The 19,631-nt window shown below is 60.4% G+C and carries 22 protein-coding genes, 1 tRNA gene and 2 pseudogenes; 18 read left to right on the forward strand and 7 right to left on the reverse strand.

Features of this window, described 5'->3' with window-relative positions; genetic code table 11:
- The first annotated feature begins 114 nt into the window (after positions 1–114).
- From FKM97_RS11560 to FKM97_RS11600, 11 genes and pseudogenes are all read left to right on the forward strand, one after another.
- Positions 115–774, forward strand: a complete 660-nt coding sequence (locus FKM97_RS11560; protein ID WP_144292556.1) for a response regulator transcription factor — start codon at positions 115–117, stop codon at positions 772–774.
- Positions 771–2,108, forward strand: coding sequence for a sensor histidine kinase (locus FKM97_RS11565; protein ID WP_144292557.1), 1,338 nt, complete (start codon positions 771–773; stop codon positions 2,106–2,108). Before FKM97_RS11560 ends, FKM97_RS11565 begins: the two co-directional genes overlap by 4 nt.
- A gap of 445 nt (positions 2,109–2,553) precedes the next feature.
- A complete protein-coding gene (locus FKM97_RS26285; RefSeq protein WP_170240837.1) occupies positions 2,554–2,772 on the forward strand; it encodes a hypothetical protein in 219 nt (72 codons plus the stop codon).
- The gene (locus tag FKM97_RS27225) at positions 2,769–2,924 is read left to right on the forward strand and encodes a hypothetical protein (protein WP_246105041.1); all 156 of its coding nucleotides are present in this window, start codon (positions 2,769–2,771) and stop codon (positions 2,922–2,924) included. The genes FKM97_RS26285 and FKM97_RS27225 overlap by 4 nt, the downstream gene beginning before the upstream one ends.
- Positions 2,925–3,140 carry a CrcB family protein gene (locus FKM97_RS27230; RefSeq protein ID WP_246105042.1) on the forward strand — a complete coding sequence of 72 codons (216 nt, stop codon included), beginning with the start codon at positions 2,925–2,927 and terminating at the stop codon, positions 3,138–3,140.
- A 218-nt stretch (positions 3,141–3,358) separates the two neighbouring features.
- A pseudogene (locus tag FKM97_RS11575) lies at positions 3,359–4,401 on the forward strand (class 1 fructose-bisphosphatase).
- Between the two features lie 419 nt (positions 4,402–4,820).
- A complete protein-coding gene (locus FKM97_RS11580; RefSeq protein WP_144292558.1) occupies positions 4,821–6,263 on the forward strand; it encodes a SulP family inorganic anion transporter in 1,443 nt (480 codons plus the stop codon).
- A gap of 12 nt (positions 6,264–6,275) precedes the next feature.
- On the forward strand, positions 6,276–7,130 hold the full coding sequence (locus FKM97_RS11585) for a universal stress protein (RefSeq protein ID WP_144292559.1): 855 nt from the start codon (positions 6,276–6,278) through the stop codon (positions 7,128–7,130).
- Positions 7,131–7,431: 301 nt separating this feature from the next.
- Positions 7,432–7,800: a TraR/DksA family transcriptional regulator gene (locus FKM97_RS11590; RefSeq protein ID WP_144292560.1), complete on the forward strand. Its 369-nt coding sequence runs from the start codon at positions 7,432–7,434 to the stop codon at positions 7,798–7,800.
- A 60-nt stretch (positions 7,801–7,860) separates the two neighbouring features.
- Positions 7,861–8,457 carry a hypothetical protein gene (locus FKM97_RS11595; RefSeq protein ID WP_144292561.1) on the forward strand — a complete coding sequence of 199 codons (597 nt, stop codon included), beginning with the start codon at positions 7,861–7,863 and terminating at the stop codon, positions 8,455–8,457.
- Positions 8,458–8,585: 128 nt separating this feature from the next.
- Positions 8,586–9,245: an RES family NAD+ phosphorylase gene (locus FKM97_RS11600; RefSeq protein WP_170240874.1), complete on the forward strand. Its 660-nt coding sequence runs from the start codon at positions 8,586–8,588 to the stop codon at positions 9,243–9,245.
- Positions 9,246–9,266: 21 nt separating this feature from the next.
- On the opposite strand, the gene FKM97_RS11605 is transcribed toward FKM97_RS11600, so the two are convergent.
- Positions 9,267–10,481 carry an MFS transporter gene (locus FKM97_RS11605; protein WP_144292563.1) on the reverse strand — a complete coding sequence of 405 codons (1,215 nt, stop codon included), beginning with the start codon at positions 10,479–10,481 and terminating at the stop codon, positions 9,267–9,269.
- Positions 10,482–10,502: 21 nt separating this feature from the next.
- Complete coding sequence (locus tag FKM97_RS26290; protein ID WP_170240875.1) at positions 10,503–10,670, reverse strand: hypothetical protein; 168 nt, start codon at positions 10,668–10,670, stop codon at positions 10,503–10,505.
- A 434-nt stretch (positions 10,671–11,104) separates the two neighbouring features.
- Between FKM97_RS26290 and FKM97_RS11610 the strand changes: the two genes are divergently transcribed.
- Genes FKM97_RS11610 through FKM97_RS11620 form a run of 3 tightly spaced genes read left to right on the forward strand, consistent with a single transcriptional unit; the run spans position 11,105 to position 13,454 of the window.
- Positions 11,105–11,377 carry a DUF3489 domain-containing protein gene (locus FKM97_RS11610; RefSeq protein WP_144292564.1) on the forward strand — a complete coding sequence of 91 codons (273 nt, stop codon included), beginning with the start codon at positions 11,105–11,107 and terminating at the stop codon, positions 11,375–11,377.
- Positions 11,374–11,784, forward strand: coding sequence for a DUF2924 domain-containing protein (locus FKM97_RS11615; protein WP_144292565.1), 411 nt, complete (start codon positions 11,374–11,376; stop codon positions 11,782–11,784). Before FKM97_RS11610 ends, FKM97_RS11615 begins: the two co-directional genes overlap by 4 nt.
- Entirely contained in the window at positions 11,781–13,454 is a 1,674-nt protein-coding gene (locus FKM97_RS11620; RefSeq protein ID WP_144292566.1) for a recombinase family protein, read from the forward strand. The genes FKM97_RS11615 and FKM97_RS11620 overlap by 4 nt, the downstream gene beginning before the upstream one ends.
- A 203-nt stretch (positions 13,455–13,657) precedes the next feature.
- On the opposite strand, the gene FKM97_RS11625 is transcribed toward FKM97_RS11620, so the two are convergent.
- Positions 13,658–13,734 (reverse strand) — tRNA-Ile (locus FKM97_RS11625).
- A gap of 191 nt (positions 13,735–13,925) precedes the next feature.
- Between FKM97_RS11625 and FKM97_RS11630 the strand changes: the two genes are divergently transcribed.
- A complete protein-coding gene (locus tag FKM97_RS11630) occupies positions 13,926–14,654 on the forward strand; it encodes an SIMPL domain-containing protein (protein WP_144292567.1) in 729 nt (242 codons plus the stop codon).
- A 95-nt stretch (positions 14,655–14,749) separates the two neighbouring features.
- Positions 14,750–15,211, forward strand: coding sequence for a hypothetical protein (locus tag FKM97_RS11635; RefSeq protein WP_144292568.1), 462 nt, complete (start codon positions 14,750–14,752; stop codon positions 15,209–15,211).
- Between the two features lie 68 nt (positions 15,212–15,279).
- Here FKM97_RS11635 and FKM97_RS11640 read toward each other — a convergent pair whose 3' ends face one another.
- The 3 genes from FKM97_RS11640 to FKM97_RS11650 form a co-directional block, all read right to left on the reverse strand.
- On the reverse strand, positions 15,280–15,645 hold the full coding sequence (locus FKM97_RS11640; protein WP_144292569.1) for a YciI family protein: 366 nt from the start codon (positions 15,643–15,645) through the stop codon (positions 15,280–15,282).
- Positions 15,646–15,806: 161 nt separating this feature from the next.
- On the reverse strand, positions 15,807–16,400 hold the full coding sequence (locus FKM97_RS11645; protein WP_144292570.1) for a GNAT family N-acetyltransferase: 594 nt from the start codon (positions 16,398–16,400) through the stop codon (positions 15,807–15,809).
- Positions 16,397–16,819: a ketosteroid isomerase-related protein gene (locus FKM97_RS11650; protein ID WP_144292571.1), complete on the reverse strand. Its 423-nt coding sequence runs from the start codon at positions 16,817–16,819 to the stop codon at positions 16,397–16,399. The genes FKM97_RS11645 and FKM97_RS11650 overlap by 4 nt, the downstream gene beginning before the upstream one ends.
- Positions 16,820–16,999: 180 nt before the next feature.
- Between FKM97_RS11650 and FKM97_RS11655 the strand changes: the two genes are divergently transcribed.
- Positions 17,000–17,263 (forward strand): hypothetical protein, encoded by a 264-nt coding sequence (locus FKM97_RS11655; protein WP_144292572.1) that lies wholly within the window; start codon positions 17,000–17,002, stop codon positions 17,261–17,263.
- 74 nt (positions 17,264–17,337) lie between these two features.
- Positions 17,338–17,548 (forward strand): annotated as a pseudogene (locus tag FKM97_RS11660) (hypervirulence associated TUDOR domain-containing protein).
- 51 nt (positions 17,549–17,599) lie between these two features.
- Here FKM97_RS11660 and rpoD read toward each other — a convergent pair.
- Complete coding sequence (rpoD, locus tag FKM97_RS11665) at positions 17,600–19,582, reverse strand: RNA polymerase sigma factor RpoD (RefSeq protein WP_144292573.1); 1,983 nt, start codon at positions 19,580–19,582, stop codon at positions 17,600–17,602.
- Between the last annotated feature and the right edge of the window lie 49 nt (positions 19,583–19,631).

The raw sequence follows: 19,631 nt of genomic DNA on the forward strand, positions 1-19,631 counted from the left end.
AATGACCCTGCAGGGCCAACCTTACGGGATCCTGAAGCCGAACTATTCTTGCCTTCAGCAACCTGTCAGGAACTGCTCGTACCTTACAGGTCAGGCCGTAGAAGGCGTTTCAGAATGCGAATCCTGCTTGTTGAGGATGACGACGTGCTCGGCGACGCGGTGCGCGCTCAGATCGCCGCTGACGCCCACTCCGTCGACTGGGTCACTCGGCTTGACCGCGCTCGCGATGCGATGGCGACCGCAGGCTACGATCTGATCTTGCTCGACCTGATGCTGCCAGACGGTTTGGGCCTCGTCTTCCTCAGGGCTTTGAGAAACTCGGGAGACGTCACACCCGTTATCATCCTTACCGCGCTCGACCAGGTTACGGACAGGATCGAGGGGCTCAAGGCCGGAGCCGACGACTATCTCGTAAAGCCATTCGACCTGGACGAACTTTCAGCTCGGATCGGTTCGGTTGCACGACGCTATTCAGGCAACCCCAACCCCATCATCCACCACCGCGGCCTCGACATCGACATTGCGCGCAGAAGCGTGCACCGCGACGGAAAGGCCATTCAGTTGACTGCACGCGAGTGGGCGCTTCTGAAAGCGTTTCTTACCCGCCCCGGCCAACTTCTTTCCAAGCCGCAATTGGAGGAGAAGCTCTACGATTTCGGTTCCGAGATCGAGAGCAACACCATCGAGGTTCACGTCAGCCGTCTTCGCAAGAAGCTCGGCACCAATCTCATCGAAACTGAGCGGGGCCTTGGTTATAGGCTGGCTCAGGCATGAGGGGTCCTAAGAGCCTCCAGGGCAGGCTTCTCATATGGCTTGGAGCAGTTCTGATCGTCTCCTGGATCGGGGCGGCCTGGGCAACGGCCGTCCTACTGAGGCACGAAATCGAGAAGGTTTTTGACTCCTCGCTGCAAGAAACGGCCCAGCGCCTGCTTCCGCTTGCAGTCCTTGACATCGTCGGCCGGGAGGATGGTGACACCGCAAGCCAGAGGCTCGGAGCCATCCGCAGCCATGATGAACTCTTCACCTATGTTGTTCGGGACGACAAGGGTGAGGTTCTCCTTCGGTCACATGCTGCCGACCTCTCAAACTTCCCGACTTACGGGGGAGCTGGCTTCGGCCGGACCGCAACTCATCGTCTTTACAGCGAAGAGGCGCTGCAGGGCACAATCCGCATTACAGTGGCAAAATCCCTGTCACATCAGGACGCTGTCATTCGTGAAATGCAGATGGGGTTAGGGCTTCCCGTCCTGCTGGTAATACCCGCTGCATTTGCGGCTGTTGCTTTCGCGGTTCGACAAAGCACGCGTTCGTTGCGCGCGTTCAAGGAGCAATTGGAGACGCGAAGCGAGAAGGACCTCGCCCAGATCGCGTCCGGAGACCTGCCAAGCGAGGTGGCGCCGTTGGCGGCTACCATGAACGCCTTGATGGAGCGCCTCAGGGCCGCGTTCGAGGCAGAACGGAGTCTCGCCGCGAACACGGCCCATGAACTCAGGACGCCCCTCGCGGGAGCAATCGCCCAGGCCCAACGGATCCGGAAGGAAACCGCGGAGCCTCAGACCGCCCAGCGCGGAGCAGACATCGAGACCACGCTTAAACGGCTCACCGCACGCGCAGAGCGGCTGATGCAGTTAGCCCGGGCGGAGGGAGGACGACTGGACCTCGACCATGCGTCCGACCTGCGCGATACGCTGGAGGTCGTAGTCGCAGACATGCGCCGGACCGAATCCGCCGGCCGCATCCTGCTTAGCCTGCCTGCCACCCCCGTCATGTCGACCGCCGACCCCGACGCTGTTGGAATTCTCTGCCGCAACCTGGTCGAGAATGCGCTTCGATATGGCATCCAGTCAGGGCCCGTCGATGTCGCGCTTTCCCCCGATGGCCGCATGACTGTGTCCAACGATGGACCCGTCGTGCCGGCTGCGACACTTGCAAGGTTGGCAGATCGATTCGAGCGCGGCAATCCGGGTGGTCGTGGCAGCGGCATCGGGCTTTCGATCGTCTCGACGATCGCAAGCCGCATGGGCAGCAAACTCATGCTGCGCTCGCCACGCCCCGAAAGTCAGAGCGGATTCGAGGCAAGCGTTCAACTCGCGAGCGCGCGAGCGTGAGGCGCGGGGGCCGCCAAATGGATCGCTTCAACGGCCTTGCCGTTGAAGACGGGATAAACTCCGTTCCAGCCAACGGCGCGCGCTCCATTCGGGCGACTACCCCGCGTACATCCGCGTTAAGGCTCTGGCCAACTCAACTGAAGCGGCCGGAATGATGGCGCCGTGCCATCAGGTAGGATATCGGCCGAGCGCGGACTGTCCGGTTTTGGTATTGAGGATTAGTTAGCTGCCGTTCTCTTGCCGACCAAATTGTAGCCGTTCAGCCGAGCTCATCGCGACCCAAAAAAAGCCGTTTGACGGATATTCGACATTGGGTCTCCACGGCCCGGAGATCCGTCCATTGATTCCCTGATCGGCGAAGGAGCCGCTGAACTTCTACTGCTTGTCATCTGCCAAACATGCATAATGATGACGCCTTGCATTGCTGTGCACATTGGGCTTCAGAATGTCGCTCTTCATCGGTTTCCTGGCCTTCCCGGATTTAGAATTGTTGCAGAGTGAGGTTACGATCGGCTTGCTGGAGGTTCCGGCATGGGGCGACGATGAACTGGCTGAGCTGGGTTACAACCCACGCCACGCCATGTCCGCCGGCGTCGAGCGGCGAGCATGGCTGCAGCGGCGGTTGGACTGGCCTCGCCTACCGATAAATGGAAAATTGCGTTGACGGCATACCGGTTCGTCTTCTTCGGTTCCGGAATTGGTGGGGCGCTGCACTATGGAGGCGTGTTGGCGCTGACGCTATTCGGTGCCTCGTTCCCCGTTGGCACAACGGGCGATCAACTTCATCGGATCATTCACGATGGCGGCGGCAGTTGAATGGCTTTTTCAAACGCTGGCACTCCAAACTTATCCCGGTTGTTCCTGACCACTGGGATTATTGGCGGCTTTACTACATTCTCAACCTTCTCGTTGGAAGCCGAGTCGCTCTACGAGCGCGGCGAACTGTTGAAGGCAGCGCCATACCTGATTGGATCGGTCGTACTGTCCGTCGCTGCTTTCCCGCTTAGGCTCTACGTAGTTCGATCGAGCTGACCTTGGTCCGATTTTCGCCCGCAGTGGCAATGCCATAGATGGAGTCCCGCATGGACCTGGTAACTGCACCAGACAGGTTATCTAACGGTGAAACAACTTGCGTTTGCAAAGGGCTGATGAAGGAACCAGCTGGACGAGAGGGCGCCTGCGGCTAAGCGGTTTGTCTAGATCGAGGCGCTGTTGCTGTAGCCACGGCTGCGCGAGAATCCGTCTACACGATGAGGAGAACATGCGTGAAGAAGTCTCTAACCCAGTTTCTGGTAGAACAGCAACGCCAGGAAGAGGTCGTGCCGGCACAGCTTCGGCTCCTACTCGAAGTGGTGGCCCGCGCCTGCAAGGTCATCGGTCATATCGTGAGTAAGGGCGCGATCACGGGACTGCTTGGATCACTGAATCAGGAAAACATCCAGGGCGAGGTGCAGAAGAAGCTTGATGTCATTTCTAACGACATCCTTCTGGAAGCCAATGAATGGGGAGGCCATCTCGCGGCGCTCGCTTCCGAAGAGATGGAGGCTATCCATCCCATCCCGTATCGGATTCCTAAGGGCGAATACCTGCTCGTCTATGACCCGATAGACGGTTCCAGCACATTGACGTCAACGGTGTCGTCGGCACGATCTTCTCTGTGCTTAAGGCTCCGGACAGTGTGTCGGGTCGTGATGTGACCGAAGCGGACTTCTTGCAGCCGGGAACGCAGCAGGTCGCCGCCGGCTACGCGATCTATGGACCGCAGACTATGCTCGTACTGTCAGTCGGTACTGGCGTTCACGCATTCAGCCTTGATCGAGAGATGGGCTCGTGGGTCCAGACCGCGGAAAACATGGCAGTCCGAGCCGAGACCGGCGAGTTTGCGATCAACATGGCCTACCAGAGGCACTGGGAGCCGCCGCTAAGCCGCTATATCGAGGAGTTACTTGCGGGGAAGGACGGTCCACGCAGGCGCGACTTCAACATGCGCTGGATGGGATCGATGGTGGGCGACGTGCATCGAGTGCTGACGCGCGGGGGAGTGTTCATGTATCCGGTCGACGGACGGCCGAACATGCAGGACGGCAAGCTGCGGCTGATGTACGAAGGTAACCCGATCGCCTACCTGGTCGAACAGGCAGGAGGCAGGGCGATCGACGGCCGTCGACGCATCCTCGAGATCGTGCCTGAGGGGCTCCATCAGCGTGTAGGGGTCATTCTCGGATCAGCAAACGAGGTCCAGCGGATCCTAGAATATCATAATAATGAGCCGTCCTCGTCAACCTCACGATGATTGTTTTCGCTATAGGCGGCGCTCTGCAGCTGCAGGACATTTCGCTGTAGCCTGATGATGCAGTTTCGCTGGAAGCCTGCCTCTTTCGTTCCGAAATGATGTGCCCGGGAGCGGGAAGTTTAAAATGAACTTGCCTGCTGCACATTGAGTCGTTAAGACGTTCTTATGCTGCATCGCAGCAATCGTGACTGGATGAATTGACCAATGTGAGCTGCCTCCACCGATGACGACACTGACGCCTCGCGCCTTTCTGCCGCGACGCGTTCATGTCTGCGGGCAGTATTCCCCTTTCTTCTACGTCACGACTTCTCCTCCCTCTTAGAATTTAATCGATCTGAGCCCCGATGCGGCCCTTGGCCTGGAGCCTGTATTGATTTCCTTTTCACTTTCACGACCTTCGTTCCGACTGGCTCGGCAACATCCGGGGCGACGTTCTGGCCGGCCTCGTGGTAGCCCTGGCGCTTATTCCCGAAGCCATCGCCTTTTCGATCATTGCCGGCGTCGATCCGAAGGTCGGGCTCTATGCGTCGTTCTCGATTTCCGTGATCGTCGCGATTGTCGGCGGCCGCCCCGGTATGATCTCGGCTGCAACGGCGGCCACCGCCGTCCTCATGATCACCCTGGTCCGGGACCATGGCCTGCAATATCTGCTGGTGGCGACGATCCTGGCAGGGGTGCTGCAGATCCTCGCGGGGCTCTTCCGGCTCGGATATGTGATGAAATTCGTCTCACGCTCGGTGATGACGGGCTTCGTTAACGCCTTGGCGATCCTGATTTTCATGGCGCAGCTGCCGGAGCTCATCGGCGTCCCTGTGCTTACCTATGTGATGGTGGCGGCCGGACTTGCCATCATCTATCTGCTGCCGCGGCTGACGAAGGTTATCCCGTCGCCTCTGGTCTGCATCATACTGCTCACGGCGGTGACGATCATCCTTGGTCTCGACTTGAGGACCGTCGGCGACATGGGCGAGCTTCCATCCACACTCCCGATGTTCCTGTTGCCTGACGTTCCTTGGACCCTCGAGACGTTCCTGATCGTCCTTCCTTACTCTGCCGCTGTTGCCGCCGTCGGCCTGCTCGAGTCCCTGATGACGGCGTCCATCGTCGACGAATTGACGGACACGCCCAGTGACAAGAACCGCGAATGTGTCGGCCAGGGCGTGGCCAACCTGGCGACAGGCTTTATCGGTGGCATGGCCGGATGCGCCATGATCGGGCAGTCGATCATCAATGTGAAATCCGGCGGCCGCGGTCGCCTTTCCACCTTTTGCGCCGGTGTCTTTCTCCTGTTCCTGATCGGGGTTCTGGGGGATTGGGTGCGGGTGGTTCCCATGGCGGCGCTCGTCGCCATCATGATCATGGTGTCGATCGGTACATTCAGTTGGGAGTCCCTCAAAAACCTTGCAATCCACCCGCGCAGTTCAAGCATCGTCATGGTGGCGACGGTGGTCGGCGTGGTCGCCACCCACAATCTGGCGATCGGCGTGCTCATTGGGGTCCTGCTGTCGGGCATCTTCTTCGCATGGAAGATCGCGCAGCTGTTCCGGGTCACATCCGCCGCCTCCCCCGACGGAACCGGGCGGAGCTATGTCGTCGAAGGTCAGGTCTTCTTTGCCTCGGCCGACGACTTCATGAGCGCCTTCGACTTCAAGGAAGCCTTGGAAAAAGTCACCATCGACGTCAGCCGGGCCCATATCTGGGATATATCGAGTGTGGCGGCTCTCGACACGGTCGTCCTCAAGTTCCGCAGAGAGGGCGCTGAAGTGGAGATCATCGGTCTAAATGAAGCGAGCGAAACGATCGTCGACAGACTGGCGATCCACGATAAGCCCGGCGCCCTCGAGCGCCTCATGGGGCATTGAGGGAGACGGGATATGAAGAGCTTATTGGCACTGATCGACGCGTCGCTTTACGCCCAGAGCGTCTGCGACCACGCCGCCTGGGCGTCCAAACAGACTGGAGCCACGATCGAACTCGTCCATGTGCTGGGGCGGCGGGAGGGGCAGGGTGTGCCTGCGGATTATTCAGGCAACCTGACCCTCGATACAAAGGACGCGCTACTCTCCGAATTGGCTGAACTGGATCTTCAGCGCGCCAAGCTCTCGCAGAAGCGAGGGCGTATGATCCTCGATGAGGCCAGAGCCAGGATGACAGAGAACGGTGTCACCCAGATCACCACCAAGCTCAGGAACGGCGACCTTCTCGACACCGTCGCGGAACTGGAACGCGACGCCGACCTCATCCTGATCGGCAAGCGGGGCGAGGCAGCGGATTTTGCACGGCTCCATCTCGGGTCGAATCTCGAGCGGGTTGTCCGATCGAGCCACAAGCCGGTCCTGGTGGCTTCCCGCGCCTTCAGACCCATCAAGCGCTTTCTCATCGCCTATGATGGCGGCGCAACGACGATGAAGGCCGTGGATTACATTGCCCGGAGCGATCTTTTCGCGGGCCTCGAATGTCACCTGCTCACTGTTGGCAGTGATACGACCGATCAACGCCGCAAGATCGAAGATGCAGAGCGCCTGCTGAAAGCCGGCAGCTACGACGTCGAAGCGAAGATCATTCCAGGACAGCCCGAAGCCATAATCTCTCAGACGATCGAGCGTGACGGGATCGATCTGCTGGTGATGGGCGCATACAGCCATTCCCGCATTCGCAGCCTGTTCATCGGATCAACAACAACCGAGATGGTCCGCTCCTGCAAAGTACCGGTGTTGCTCGTCCGCTAGTGATCGAAAACCGGAACGCTGATGCTAGGATCGTGCATTTCGCTAAGCGGGGCTTAGCCGGTCGTTCATGGAGAACACCACGGGATCGGTGTTCTCCCTTGCTGTCGGGCAGAATCGCCTGCAACGCGCATAGAAATTCCGCCGGTCCGTCGGATGACTGAGAAAAATGTGAAAAAATCTTCTGGAGGCAGCAACATACCCCTTCTAACTTGTCGAGTGTGTATGCCTGTTAACGGCTCACAATGGCCGAAATTAGCATCGAGGCTCGGCATGGATGGTCGACAAACACGAGGACAGTTCAATGTCGGATCCTGATCTAAGGATTCTACGAGAAGGTCTCGAAAAAAGGCTGGTCGATCTTCGCCAGACGATCGATTCCACGGCCGATAGCCGCAAACCCGTCGAACTTGATCAGGCGTCGGTTGGCCGCCTGTCCCGAATGGACGCCCTGCAGATGCAGGCGATGGCCCATGCATCCGAACGGATGCGGGGGCAGGAAATCGAGCGTATCAAAGCGACCATCAAACGCATCGATGAGGGGGAATACGGGTTCTGCGTCAATTGTGACGAGCAGATCGGCGCCAAAAGGCTGGCAATCGACCCGACCATTCCGAACTGCATTCGCTGTGCATCAGGCGGCGATCGGAAAGAGAGAAACGGGTCGGCCTAGGACCCTCTTTTGGACCAGGGAAATTGATTTAAGCGGCTTTGAGGAATGAAATTGGCACCAGTGAAAATGAAACCCCGCCTGGTTGAGGGACGCGTTGAAATCGATCATGGCCTCTATCGGATTGTCGCAGGAGCTCAAAAGGAGAGCTGTAAGGCCATTGCCTATCTGGGACTGAAAACCATACAAGCCGCCGAGGCCGAGACACTGGAGGAGGCCATCGCCGCGCTGAAACTGTCTCTTGATGATCGGGTCAAGGACCTCTGCCAGCTACGGGTCAATGGCGTTCCGACCAGCACGGAATTCGGCGAGGCCTTCGTCGCTCTGCAAGGCGCCGGATTGAAACCTGCCATTGCTCTTCTGCGCCTCCATAGCCGACGTCCGAATGCCTCGGCCAGCGTGGCGAAGCTCGCCAGTCTCGTGGAAAAAGACGAGAGCGCGGTGATCACGGCCTACCGACGGCTTGGGAAGAAGCTTGTGGAAGTCCTCGCTTTCTCACCGGAGGCCGAAGGCGCAAACGGTGTGGAGGCGTCATTGCTCAGTTTTGCCGTGCGCGAGAGAAGTGATCCTTCAGGCCAGTCTTTTCGTCTCCGGACGGAAGTTGTCGAGGCAATACGATCGTTGGAAGGTGCATCTTCAGCCCTACTACTCCACGGCTGAAATTTATAATCTGTAGGATTTTTCCTCCATTCTTCGCCTGAGGAGCTACGGCGCTGAACCGACTGAGCTTTTCCGACCCCCGCGCCTTCCAGAAATTCAAATCGGAAGTTTCTCTCTCGATGCGATACTTGCGCTCTGCGGCCGGTGAGCAATTTCTCCGTGCAGTTGCCGAAACTTGCAAGGCGCGTCTTAAGGAAGTTCCTGCCGACGCAGTGTTTTGGCGGGCACAAATAGGTCACGAATGGATAGCGGATCCGGAAGTGGGGCGTCGGATCCGCGGTCCGCATCCTGAAATGCGCATGAAGCCCCTGCAGGACCGCGCTTATGAGGGACGAGTCAACCCCAAGGGCATCCCCTGCCTCTATGTCGCCACCCCGAAGGAAGTGGCGATGTCGGAGGTAAGACCCTGGATCGGTTCCGTGGTTTCGCTCGCGCGTTTTCAGACCAGCCGTAAACTGACTGTGGTCGACTGCTCAGTCTTCTACGGGCAGGATATGCCCCCCACGATCTCCCTGACGCCAGCGGACATCGAAAAGGCGGTTTGGACCCATATCGACTATGCCTTCTCACAGCCTGTCACCCGCAGTGACAACACGGCCGAATATGCCGCCACCCAAATCCTGGCCGAGGTCTTTCGCGCCGAAGGCTACGACGGTGTCATTTACAAAAGCGCCTTCTCAGCTGACGGATATAACCTGGCACTTTTTGCGCTCGACAGCGCGCAGCAGGTCGAATCCTCAATATACGAGGTGAAAAATGCCGCCTTCGAGTTCAGCGAAATAAGTTGAATTCGCATATCGCCGCGCGATCTATGCGGGGCGTCCTTGGCGAGCCTCCGCAGCCGCAAGTGCAGCCGCGGCCAAGCCCGCCGCAATCAGCATGCTGCAGATGCTCGCGATTGGCATGCTGTCGAGCATGAGGCCCACCAATGCGGGACCGAGCGCCGTTCCTCCGACCGTTAGCATGATCACGAAGCTTCTGATCGTGCCCACCCGGTTCACACCATAAACCTCTGCCCAGGCGGCCGATACAGTAGTCTGAACCACACCAGACGATGCTCCCATCAAGCCGAGAAACGCAAGCAGAGCCCAGTTCCCCTCGAACAGCCCCAAGCAGGCGATCCCCAAAAGGAGAGGGAGGTTCATGAAAGAAAGCAAGTTCCTGGCTCCAACGCGGTCGACCATTGGCCCGGCAACAAACAGGCCGAGTGCATCACCGGCGGCGAAGCAGACAAACCCTATGGCGATAAGAGTCTGAGACCAGCCCCTCTCCATGGCAATTACATTGAGATGGAAGACCAAGGCTGTCGAGGTGAACGGCATGAAGAGCAAAATCGGCAAGGCACACCAGAAGAAGCGCGTGCCGATAACGATTCTGAGTCCATCCAGGATGCGCACCCGTGCCGCCCCGTCCTCCAGAGCCGGCGCCCGTGTAAAGGAGGTCTTCTTCCAGACCAATTGGAGCAGAATCGGCGCCGCGACGGCAAGAACAGCGCCGCCGATGATCAGATAGCCGCTACGCCAGCCCCATGCTGCAATCAGCGCCACGGCGATCGAAGGTGCCACTGCTTCGGCCAAGGGGTATCCCATGGCGACCAGAGACAATGCCCGGCCCCGGCGTGCCGTGAAATAGCGGGCTATGGACGTCACCGCCAGATGCGTCATCAGCCCTTGCCCCGTGAGGCGCAGGAGCATGAACGCAATGAACAGGCTCCACGGTCCCGAGACGACCGACATGACGGCACAGGCGGCTGCCAGCCCAATCATCACGGCGATCGAATAGTGGCGCAGGTCCATGCGGTCGACCCAATGCCCCGTCATTGGCAGGAGGCTCGCAGAACTCAGGGTCGCGAACAGATAAAGCGACCCGAGCTGGGCCGCGGTCAGTCCGAGGCTCGATGAGATCTCCCCGAGGAACAGGGAAATGAAGAACGTCTGTCCCGGCGAGGACAGGAATGCGCACCCGATCCCGAAAAGCAAAACAGACCGCTCTTCGCGCAAGAGCGCCAAATAGGGACGGATCATAGGGGGATAGTCCAAATCTGTTCAGGTGCGGTGGCCGATGAGACCTGCGGCCACGGTATCGCCCACATAGGGGGGTGTTAATGCCTTTACCGGTAACTGACAATTAGGTCCGACCGCAAGCACCTCCGGCTGGAACGCCTGATCGCAAAGCAGCCGATCAGAAGACGATGCCGCTATCTTGCCGATCATGGCCGCTTCTGAGCCTTCGAACTCTTTGATCGCCCCGACTCAAATCAGCTCTGTGAAATCGATCGCGAATGACCGGTCTCAGGATAACGATTTTCGGCTGAACGGCTTAGATGGGCGCAAAGCCGCCGATCTGCGCCTTCCCATTATCGGCGGCGGATAACCAGAAAAAATGTCAGTGAGAGTTGTCAGTTGATGGCCCATTGGGAGTGGCAACAGCTCCTCATCGACTGCTTGCTGTCTGCGCATCGTAACTGCTCCATAGCTGGCAGCCATATCCAATGCTTTTCTTACAAGACCCGACTGGACATCAGCCTCGGACAGAGCAGTACTGTTCCCAACTTGAACGCCGCCACAGACGTCGCATCTGCCCGTTACGCGGGCTCGTCTCAGTGCAAGCTCCGGGATGACCGGAGCCAGAGCAATGGAGACGCAAGATGGATTCTGATCAGATCACGGCTTGGGATACGGTTGCCACGGAAGTTGGGGCATCGCGGAAGCCGGCTTCAAAGACTGACAAGGTGCTGAAGCTGCTGAAGCGCAGTCAGGGAGCATCTTCCGCCGAGCTGATGAAGGCGACTGGGTGGCAGGCGCACAGTGTCCGGGGCTTTCTGTCCGGCACCATCCGCAAGCGCATGGGGATAAGCCTGATTGCAGCAAAGGATGCCAAAGGCGCAACGCGCTACCGTATTGCCGGAGAGCAGGTATGAAGGGCTCCAAGCTCCAACCGCTCGAAGAGCGCCTGGCCCGGCTCGAGACCTGCCCACGCGGCGAACTTACCACCCAATGGCAGAGGATCTTTGACCATCCTCCGCCTAGGGGGGTGAAGCGGCAGTTGCTGGAGCGGGCGATCGCCTACGAGCTCCAGGCCAAGGTCTTTGGCGGCCTCAGTCGCAGATCACTGTCGCGTCTGAAGGCCGGCGAGCACCCAACCATCGCCGTGCCCTCTCTCAAGAGTGGCGTCCGATTTGTTCGGGAATGGAATGGCATCACCCATGTTGTGGATCGCACGTCGGCCGGGTTCATCTGGAAGGATCAGACCTTCAAGTCCTTGTCCGCAGTGGCACGAGCAATCACCGGCACCCGCTGGTCCGGCCCGCGGTTCTTCGGCCTATGAGCCGCCTGCGCTGCGCCGTCTATACCCGAAAGTCCTCCGAAGAAGGTCTCGATCAGGAGTTCAACTCCCTCGATGCGCAGCGGGAAGCCTGCGCGGCATACATTGCCTCGCAAGCCTCCCTCGGATGGCGGGCTCTGCCGCAGCATTATGATGACGGCGGCATCTCCGGCGGAACCATGCAGCGCCCTGGCCTGCAGGCACTTCTGTCAGACATCAAGGCTGGCCGCATCGATGTGGTGGTGGTCTATAAGATCGATCGGCTGACCCGTTCGCTCACCGATTTCGGCCGCATGGTCGAGATCTTCGACCAGCATGATGTCTCATTCGTCTCGATCACTCAGCAGTTCAACACAACCACCTCCATGGGGCGATTGACCCTCAACGTGCTCCTCTCTTTCGCCCAGTTCGAGCGCGAAGTGACGGCCGAGCGCATCCGCGACAAGATCGCCGCCTCCAAGCGCAAGGGCATGTGGATGGGGGGCCCGGTTCCACTCGGCTATTCGCTCAAGGATCGCAAGCTCCTGGTGCATGAGGAAGAAGCGAAGACCGTCCGAGAACTCTTTAGCCGCTTTTTGGAATTGGGCAGCGTGCGCACATTGAAGGATTGGGCCGATGTTCATGGCCTCAGGACCAAGCATCGACTTTTGAAGGATGGTCAGACCCAAGGGGGAACGCCCTTCTCTCGCGGCCATCTCTATCGCTTGTTGTCGAACCCGATCTATGTCGGCAAAATCACCCACAAGGGCGAAGTGCATCAGGGTCAGCACGACTCCATTATTGATGAAGGCCTCTGGCAACGATGTCAGGACTGTCTCGCCGCCAGGGCGCCGGATCGGTCATCGTCCACCAACGTCGGCGGCCGCTTTTTGCTTACCGGCCTGATCTATGACGAGACCGGAGATCGCCTGTCACCGTCTCACGTCACCAAGAAGCATAGGAGCAGTCAGGGCCGTTCCCGGTACCGCTACTACATCTCGCATCGGCTGATGCAGTCGCATCGCAAGGATCCACAAGCCTGGCGCTTGCCGGCCGATGAGCTCGAGCGTGCCGTCCTCGGCGCCCTCGACGATACCCTGCAAAGGGAGACCAACCTCCTCGATTGGATTGGGACAGATGCCGAGAGCCAACGCACGTCGCTGATGAAGATCAGCCATCTGAGGCAGCAGATAAGGTCAGGCAACAGCAGTGATCAGCGCACCCTCCTGAAGCAGCTGATTCATCGGGTGACACTCTCACCCGGAATCATCTCCCTCGAAATCAGCGGGCAATCCCTTGGCACTCTCTCCGCCAATGCTGTCTACAGGATCGAGCGGCCGCTGAAGATCCGGCGACGTGGAATGGAAGCAAAGCTCGTCATCGGCGACCGCTCCCCTCCCCCCGATCGTCGGGATCGCGCGATGGTCGAACTGCTCGCAAAAGCCCATCTCTGGCGCGACGAGTTCCTCAGCGGCAGATCCACAACGATCTCCGATCTGGCAAAACGCCATAAGGCCGATCCCACCGACATCAGTCGCATCCTGCCGCTGGCCTGGCTGGCCCCTGACATCACCGACCAGATCCTCGCCGGCACTCAGCCGCCGACCCTCACAATCATGAAACTCAAGCGCTTGGCCGCTCTGCCCTCCTGCTGGACCGAGCAGCGCCGTCTGTTTGGCTTTGCCGAACACTGACGCGGCCGATCCATCAGCATCGCCAAAACCCAACACTTGGCTGTCGACACAGGCCCGCAGAGACTGCGGCCGGACTCCGCCACCTGAAGCCGAGGAAACGTCGTCTCCCAAGCCAAGACTTTTGGTCGCTCTCCAGCTAAGTCTTTGATAATATGTGGATTCTCCGCAGCAACTGCCGCCGTCCTTCGACGGAGCAGACTGAATGGTGGGCCCGGCAGGACTCGAACCTGCAACCAAGCGGTTATGAGCCGCCGGCTCTGACCAATTGAGCTACAGGCCCGGATGCGCCCAGCGGCACACGGGCTTCTGGCTACACCAAAATTCCTCCCGCGCAAAGCCCCTCCCGGTGCGGGACATCGCCGGGCGTGAAAACCGGCGAGGATCGCCGCAGAATAAACGCAATCGGCCGCGATTCTCCGCCCTCGCGGATCCTCCGCCTCGCGCGTCCCTGCCCGGAAGAAGGCTGTTCCCATGAGCTCCCGAAGTCTGACCCCCTCCCTCCTGGCCCTGGGCCTCGTGACCTGTCTCGTCGGAGTATCCGCCGCAGAGGCACCTGCCCGCGCCGAGACCCCGCCACGCACCCTGAGCCTCACCGGCACCGGCGAGGTGAAGGCGGTCCCCGATCAGGCCATGATCTCGATCGGCGTCGTCGAGCAGGCCGCGACCGCCGCCGCAGCGCTGTCGGCCAACAATGCCGCCATGGCCGAGATTATGGCGACCTTGAAGGCCGCCGCCATTGGCGACCGCGACATCCAGACGGCGAATTTCTCCGTCTCCCCCCGCTACGTCTACCCCAAGGAGGGCAACGAACCGCCGCGCATCGAGGGCTATGAGGTCTCCAATCAGGTGACGGTGCGCGTCCGCGACCTGGCAAAGCTCGGCGGCGTCCTCGACAAGGTGGTCTCCTCGGGCTCGAATCAGATCAACGGGATCTCCTTCCTCATCGCCGACCGCGACACGGCCGAAAATGAGGCGCGGCGCCTGGCGGTGGCCGATGCCAAGGCCAAGGCCGATCTCTATGCGGCGGCGGCCGGCGTCACCCTGGGGCCCGTCTATTCCCTCTCCGAGAATGGCGGTTATCAGCCGCCCCAGCCGATGATGCGCCAGTCATTCGCCAAGGCCGCCCCGGACTCCGTTCCCATCGCGCAGGGCGAGCAGACGGTCTCGATCGAGGTGAACATCACTTGGCAGCTCAAGTAATGCGACCTTGCGTTGCAATTTAAGGAAGTGCGTACAGGGATTGTTATCCGATAAGTGACATTCTGCAGCGGTGGTCCCGTATGCGGAAGTGAGTCATGGCGGTGGTGTCTGTCGAGGAGCTCGAGGCGCTGATGCGCCGGTACCGGACGGCGAAAGTTGCCTTCTTCAGCCAGATTTTCGTGCTGGAGAAGACATTGAGATCACCATCCCGCCGCGGCTTCGGCTTCGAGCACGATATCCGTGCCGCCGTCTATGCCGCACAATCGAGCCTCCATGATGCCCGGCGTCTCATCAAGGAGGCGGCCCGCAGGCGCAATGCTCACGCCGACAGCGTGCTCGAACGCGCTGATGGTGAAGCCTGCTGTCATGCCATGGTGCTGGAGCGTCTGCTGACTGAGCAGCACGTGATCGATGCTGCCCAGGGCCTGGACCACCACGTCAACGAGTTCGTGGGCACGCTGCGCGCCGTCGGTCGCCACCTGTTCCACGTCTACCAGCCCCTGGCGGAGGCCTCCGTCGCCTCCCCTGCCGGATCCCGGCAGGCCGGTCTCCCCTGAGGACGCGCGCACGCCGCCGTCAAACCGCAGGCTTCAGACCTCAGGCTTCACGCTGCAGGCCTTAGGCCTTAGACCTCGCTGAAATCGGATTCCTCATAGAGAGGACGGATTTCGATTTCGCTCGGGCCTGGCATGGGATTGGGGCAGCGCTTGACCCATGCCAAGGCCTCTTCCATGTCCTTCACCTCCCAGAGCCAGAATCCGGCGACCAGTTCTTCGGTCGCGGCGAACGGGCCGTCGATGACGGTTCGATCGGCACCCTTGAAGGCCACGCGCTTGCCCTGCGACGACGGCTTCAGCCCCTCGCCGGCCCGCATCACGCCGGCGCTGGCAAGCTCCTCGTTGAACGCGCCCATCGCCGCCATCAGCTCCCGCGACGGCATATGCCCCACTTCGCTGTCTTTCGTCGCCTTGACCAGGACCATCACTCGCATTCTTGCTACTCCTGTTGTCGATCAGCCGGCCCCCTGCGCAGAGGACGAATGCGGATCGGCAGCCCCGACATCCGGGAAGCGAAAAATCGTGGGAGCCGGGCGATGCGCAGAGGCGATCCCCGGCCACGACCTGCCTCGAGGACCCTCAGCCTCGCCGAACGCTATGCGCCGGTCTCTCGCATCCAGAACTGCAGCGCCTTCTCGGTCTCGCCGTCGCTGCCGCAATCCCTCCACGCGAGCTGGGCGATCAATCCGGGCACCGGTTCATAGCCGCGCTTGCGCCAGAAATCGTCCAGCGGTCGGTAGTTCGCAGGCTTCAGGGGATGGTCCGCGGGCCTGATGACGGCACAGAACAGGGTCATCGGCAAGCCCAGCCGGCGTGCATGGCCTTCGCGTCCGTCGAAGAAGTGATGGCCGATGCCGCGGCCGCGATACTCCGCCTTCAGGATCGATTCCCCGAAATAGCACACCCGTGACACGTCGATCCCAGCCTCCTCGACAGGCGAGCGGAAGGCCTCCGGTTCATGCGCCAGCGGCACTGCTGTGGAAGCCCCCACCAGGCGCTCCCCATCGAAGGCCGCGATCACGGTTGCATCCGGCGATCGGGCGAAATCTGCGAGATAGCGCGCCTCGTAGTCGAGGTCACCGTCATAGAGATAGGGCCAGTCGCGAAACACCTCGATCCGCAGCCTGGCGATGAGGGGAATCGCTGCCGCGACGTCGTTCCCCGTGAGCGCCGTGACGGTGAGACTCAAGCGCGCCCTTCCACTTGGGCAATCCAGTCATTGAGATTGTAATGCGTAGCGACCCGGGTGATGGCGCCGTTCTCGAGATCGAGGAACCCGCCGGCCGGCAGTGAATAGGTCTGCCCTTCGGCGGGTGGCAGGCCTTCGTCGGTCGCGAGATATGCGCCCACCACCGTGAACGAGGCCGCGGCATGGCGCCCGTCATCGCTTGCCATGATGACGAGATCGTCGAGCCGCTCTTTGTAGCAGCGGCTCATATGCGCGCAGAATTCGGCGAACAGGGCCTTCCCGTGCCGCCGCCCGCCTTGATTCACGTCATGGGCGACGTCATCGGAGAGGCAGGCCAGCATGCCCGGAACATCGCCGGCATTGAAGGCGGCGTAATAGCGGGCGACGAGGGCGATGGCGGACGTCCGGGGATCGGTCATGGCTCCAGCATTTGGCGCATCCCGTCTCACGGGTCAAGCCTCCGTGGGCGCGAAGTCTCCCCTCCCCCACCATCTTTCAACCACAGATATACAGCAGATTGCGCCACACTATTCGGCATTGAGGCAGAAGTGATGTTCAAAGCGATTTCTAAGATGCTCTCGCCACAGCGGGAGGGGAGTGTGCAGTTCAACGCCGCATCCCAGCTCGCCACCATCGACCTCGACGCGATGGCGCCGATCGTGCGCGGCCATCGACCACCTCCGGTGTCCATCGAATTGGAGACCTTCCGCATTCACTCCAATCAGGGACCGTATCAGGAGCTCTCGGTGCAAAATCTCATGCGCCAACCGATCGATCTTGTGCCCTCCGATCCTGGCCCTCATTCCTTGGTCAACGTCTCACCTGCATCGCCTTTGGCGGATCAACACAGCCTGTTCCTGTAGGCCTCGCCCGGCACGGGAGGGGAACTCCCCGTCCGTCTCCCGGTTTCTGAGGCCAGGAGCGAGGCGAGGACAGGATGGCAAAGACACTGAAGCCCGGCGATGAGGTGGCCTGGAACACCAGCCAGGGAAAAACTCACGGGACGGTGGTGAAGAAGCAGACCAGCCCCACCCGCATCAAGGGGGCACGCTGTCGAAGCGTCCAAGGACAATCCGGAATACATCGTCAAGAGCGCCAAGACCGGGGCCAAGGCCGCCCACAAGCCGGCGGCCTTGAAGAAGATCTGAGCCCTGCGTCGAAGGGTACGGTACAGGCCCGACGCGACAGGCCTGTCTGCATCAATTGTCCAGGAAGCTCCGGAGCTTGCGGCTGCGGCTGGGATGCTTGAGCTTCCTCAGCGCCTTCGCCTCGATCTGCCGGATGCGTTCGCGCGTCACCGAGAATTGCTGGCCGACCTCTTCCAGCGTGTGGTCGGTGTTCATCCCGATGCCGAAGCGCATGCGCAACACCCGCTCTTCGCGCGGAGTGAGCGAGGCCAGCACCCGCGTCGTGGTCTCGCGCAGATTGCTCTGGATGGCCGCATCGATGGGCAGCACGGCGTTCTTGTCTTCGATGAAGTCGCCCAGATGGCTGTCTTCCTCGTCGCCGATGGGCGTCTCGAGCGAGATCGGCTCCTTAGCGATCTTCATCACCTTGCGGACCTTCTCCAGAGGCATGCCGAGCTTTTCGGCAAGCTCCTCCGGCGTCGGCTCGCGGCCGATTTCGTGCAGCATCTGGCGGCCGGTGCGCACCAGCTTGTTGATCGTCTCGATCATGTGCACGGGGATACGGATCGTCCGCGCCTGGTCGGCGATCGATCGGGTGATCGCCTGGCGGATCCACCATGTGGCATAGGTGGAGAACTTGTAGCCGCGGCGGTACTCGAACTTGTCCACCGCCTTCATCAGGCCGATATTGCCCTCCTGGATCAGGTCCAGGAACTGCAGTCCGCGATTGGTGTACTTCTTGGCGATGGAGATCACCAGGCGGAGATTGGCCTCCACCATTTCCTTCTTGGCGATGCGCGCTTCCCGTTCGCCCTTCTGCACCATATGCACGATGCGGCGGAACTCGGGGATTTCAAGGCCGGTCTCGCTGGCCAGGTGATGCACCTCGCCGCGCAGATCCTTGATGGTGTCCTTCTCTTCTGAGGAGAATTCGCGCCATCCCTTGCGGGACAGCTTCGACACATGGGCGAGCCAGCGCGGATCGAGTTCGGCGCCCTGGTGCTCCTTGAGAAAGTCGTCCCGGGCGACGCCATAGCTTTCGGCAAGCCGCATCAACCGGCCCTCGAGGGACAGGAGCCGCTTGTTGATGTCATAGAGCTGCTCGACCAGGTTCTCGATGCGGTTGTTGTTGAGCGACAGGCTCTTCACATCCACGATGATGTCCTGCCGCAGTTTTCCGTAGCGGCGCTCCTGGGTCGGCGACAGGGCACTCGTCTGCATGCGGTGCTCGGCCATCTGGTCCTGAAGCTTCCGCATCTTCTTGTAGTTTTGGGCGATGTTGTCGAAGGTCTCGAGCACCTTCGGCTTGAGCTCGGCCTCCATCGCGGCGAGCGAGACCGAATTCTCGTCGGGATCCTCGTCATCCTCGTCGATCGGCGGCTCTTCGTCCCCGCCCGGCGCATCGCGCAGTGCGGCGGCTTCGGCAGGGGCTGCCGCGCCATTGCCATTCTCCATGGGACTTGCCATGGGGGCCTTTGCATCGGGCCCGGCATAGGTCGCCTCGAGATCGATGATGTCGCGCAACAGCACGCGACCCTCGTTCAGCTCGTCGCGCCAGATGATGATGGCCTGGAAGGTCAGCGGGCTTTCGCACAGCCCGGCGATCATCGCCTCGCGTCCCGCTTCGATACGCTTGGCGATGGCGATTTCGCCTTCGCGGGACAGGAGTTCGACGGAGCCCATCTCGCGCAGATACATGCGCACCGGGTCGTCCGTGCGCTCCATCGGCTCCGAGGCGGCGCGCTCACGCTTCACCGGCAAGGCGGGCTGCTCGGGCCGGTCGACTTCCTCTGCGCCCTCTTCCGTTTCCTCTTCGCTCTCTACGACATTGATGCCCATCTCGGAGAGCATGGACATGATGTCTTCGATTTGCTCTGACGAAACCTCTTCGGAGGGGAGGACTTCATTGAGTTCTTCATAAGTGACGTAGCCGCGCTGCTTCGCGAGCTTGATCATCCGCTTGACGCCGGCATCCGACATGTCCAGCAGCGGACCATCCTGGTTCTCAGGAGCAGCTTCCTGGACTTCCGTTTCTTCTGCCGCGTTGGTGCTCATTCCGCGCGTCTCCGCCGACCTGTTTTGCATCCGCAAGACGGATGCATAA

Source organism: Rhodoligotrophos appendicifer, assembly GCF_007474605.1.
Classification (GTDB): domain Bacteria; phylum Pseudomonadota; class Alphaproteobacteria; order Rhizobiales; family Im1; genus Rhodoligotrophos; species Rhodoligotrophos appendicifer.

Coding starts and splice junctions, on each gene's coding strand:
- FKM97_RS11560 (WP_144292556.1), top strand. CDS start 115: ATGCGAATCCTGCTTGTTGAGGATGACGACGTGCTCGGCGACGCGGTG.
- FKM97_RS11565 (WP_144292557.1), top strand. CDS start 771: ATGAGGGGTCCTAAGAGCCTCCAGGGCAGGCTTCTCATATGGCTTGGA.
- FKM97_RS26285 (WP_170240837.1), top strand. CDS start 2,554: ATGTCGCTCTTCATCGGTTTCCTGGCCTTCCCGGATTTAGAATTGTTG.
- FKM97_RS27230 (WP_246105042.1), top strand. CDS start 2,925: ATGGCTTTTTCAAACGCTGGCACTCCAAACTTATCCCGGTTGTTCCTG.
- FKM97_RS11585 (WP_144292559.1), top strand. CDS start 6,276: ATGAAGAGCTTATTGGCACTGATCGACGCGTCGCTTTACGCCCAGAGC.
- FKM97_RS11590 (WP_144292560.1), top strand. CDS start 7,432: ATGTCGGATCCTGATCTAAGGATTCTACGAGAAGGTCTCGAAAAAAGG.
- FKM97_RS11605 (WP_144292563.1), bottom strand. CDS start 10,481: ATGATCCGTCCCTATTTGGCGCTCTTGCGCGAAGAGCGGTCTGTTTTG.
- FKM97_RS26290 (WP_170240875.1), bottom strand. CDS start 10,670: ATGATCGGCAAGATAGCGGCATCGTCTTCTGATCGGCTGCTTTGCGAT.
- FKM97_RS11610 (WP_144292564.1), top strand. CDS start 11,105: ATGGATTCTGATCAGATCACGGCTTGGGATACGGTTGCCACGGAAGTT.
- FKM97_RS11615 (WP_144292565.1), top strand. CDS start 11,374: ATGAAGGGCTCCAAGCTCCAACCGCTCGAAGAGCGCCTGGCCCGGCTC.
- FKM97_RS11620 (WP_144292566.1), top strand. CDS start 11,781: ATGAGCCGCCTGCGCTGCGCCGTCTATACCCGAAAGTCCTCCGAAGAA.
- FKM97_RS11630 (WP_144292567.1), top strand. CDS start 13,926: ATGAGCTCCCGAAGTCTGACCCCCTCCCTCCTGGCCCTGGGCCTCGTG.
- FKM97_RS11635 (WP_144292568.1), top strand. CDS start 14,750: ATGGCGGTGGTGTCTGTCGAGGAGCTCGAGGCGCTGATGCGCCGGTAC.
- FKM97_RS11640 (WP_144292569.1), bottom strand. CDS start 15,645: ATGCGAGTGATGGTCCTGGTCAAGGCGACGAAAGACAGCGAAGTGGGG.
- FKM97_RS11650 (WP_144292571.1), bottom strand. CDS start 16,819: ATGACCGATCCCCGGACGTCCGCCATCGCCCTCGTCGCCCGCTATTAC.
- rpoD (WP_144292573.1), bottom strand. CDS start 19,582: ATGAGCACCAACGCGGCAGAAGAAACGGAAGTCCAGGAAGCTGCTCCT.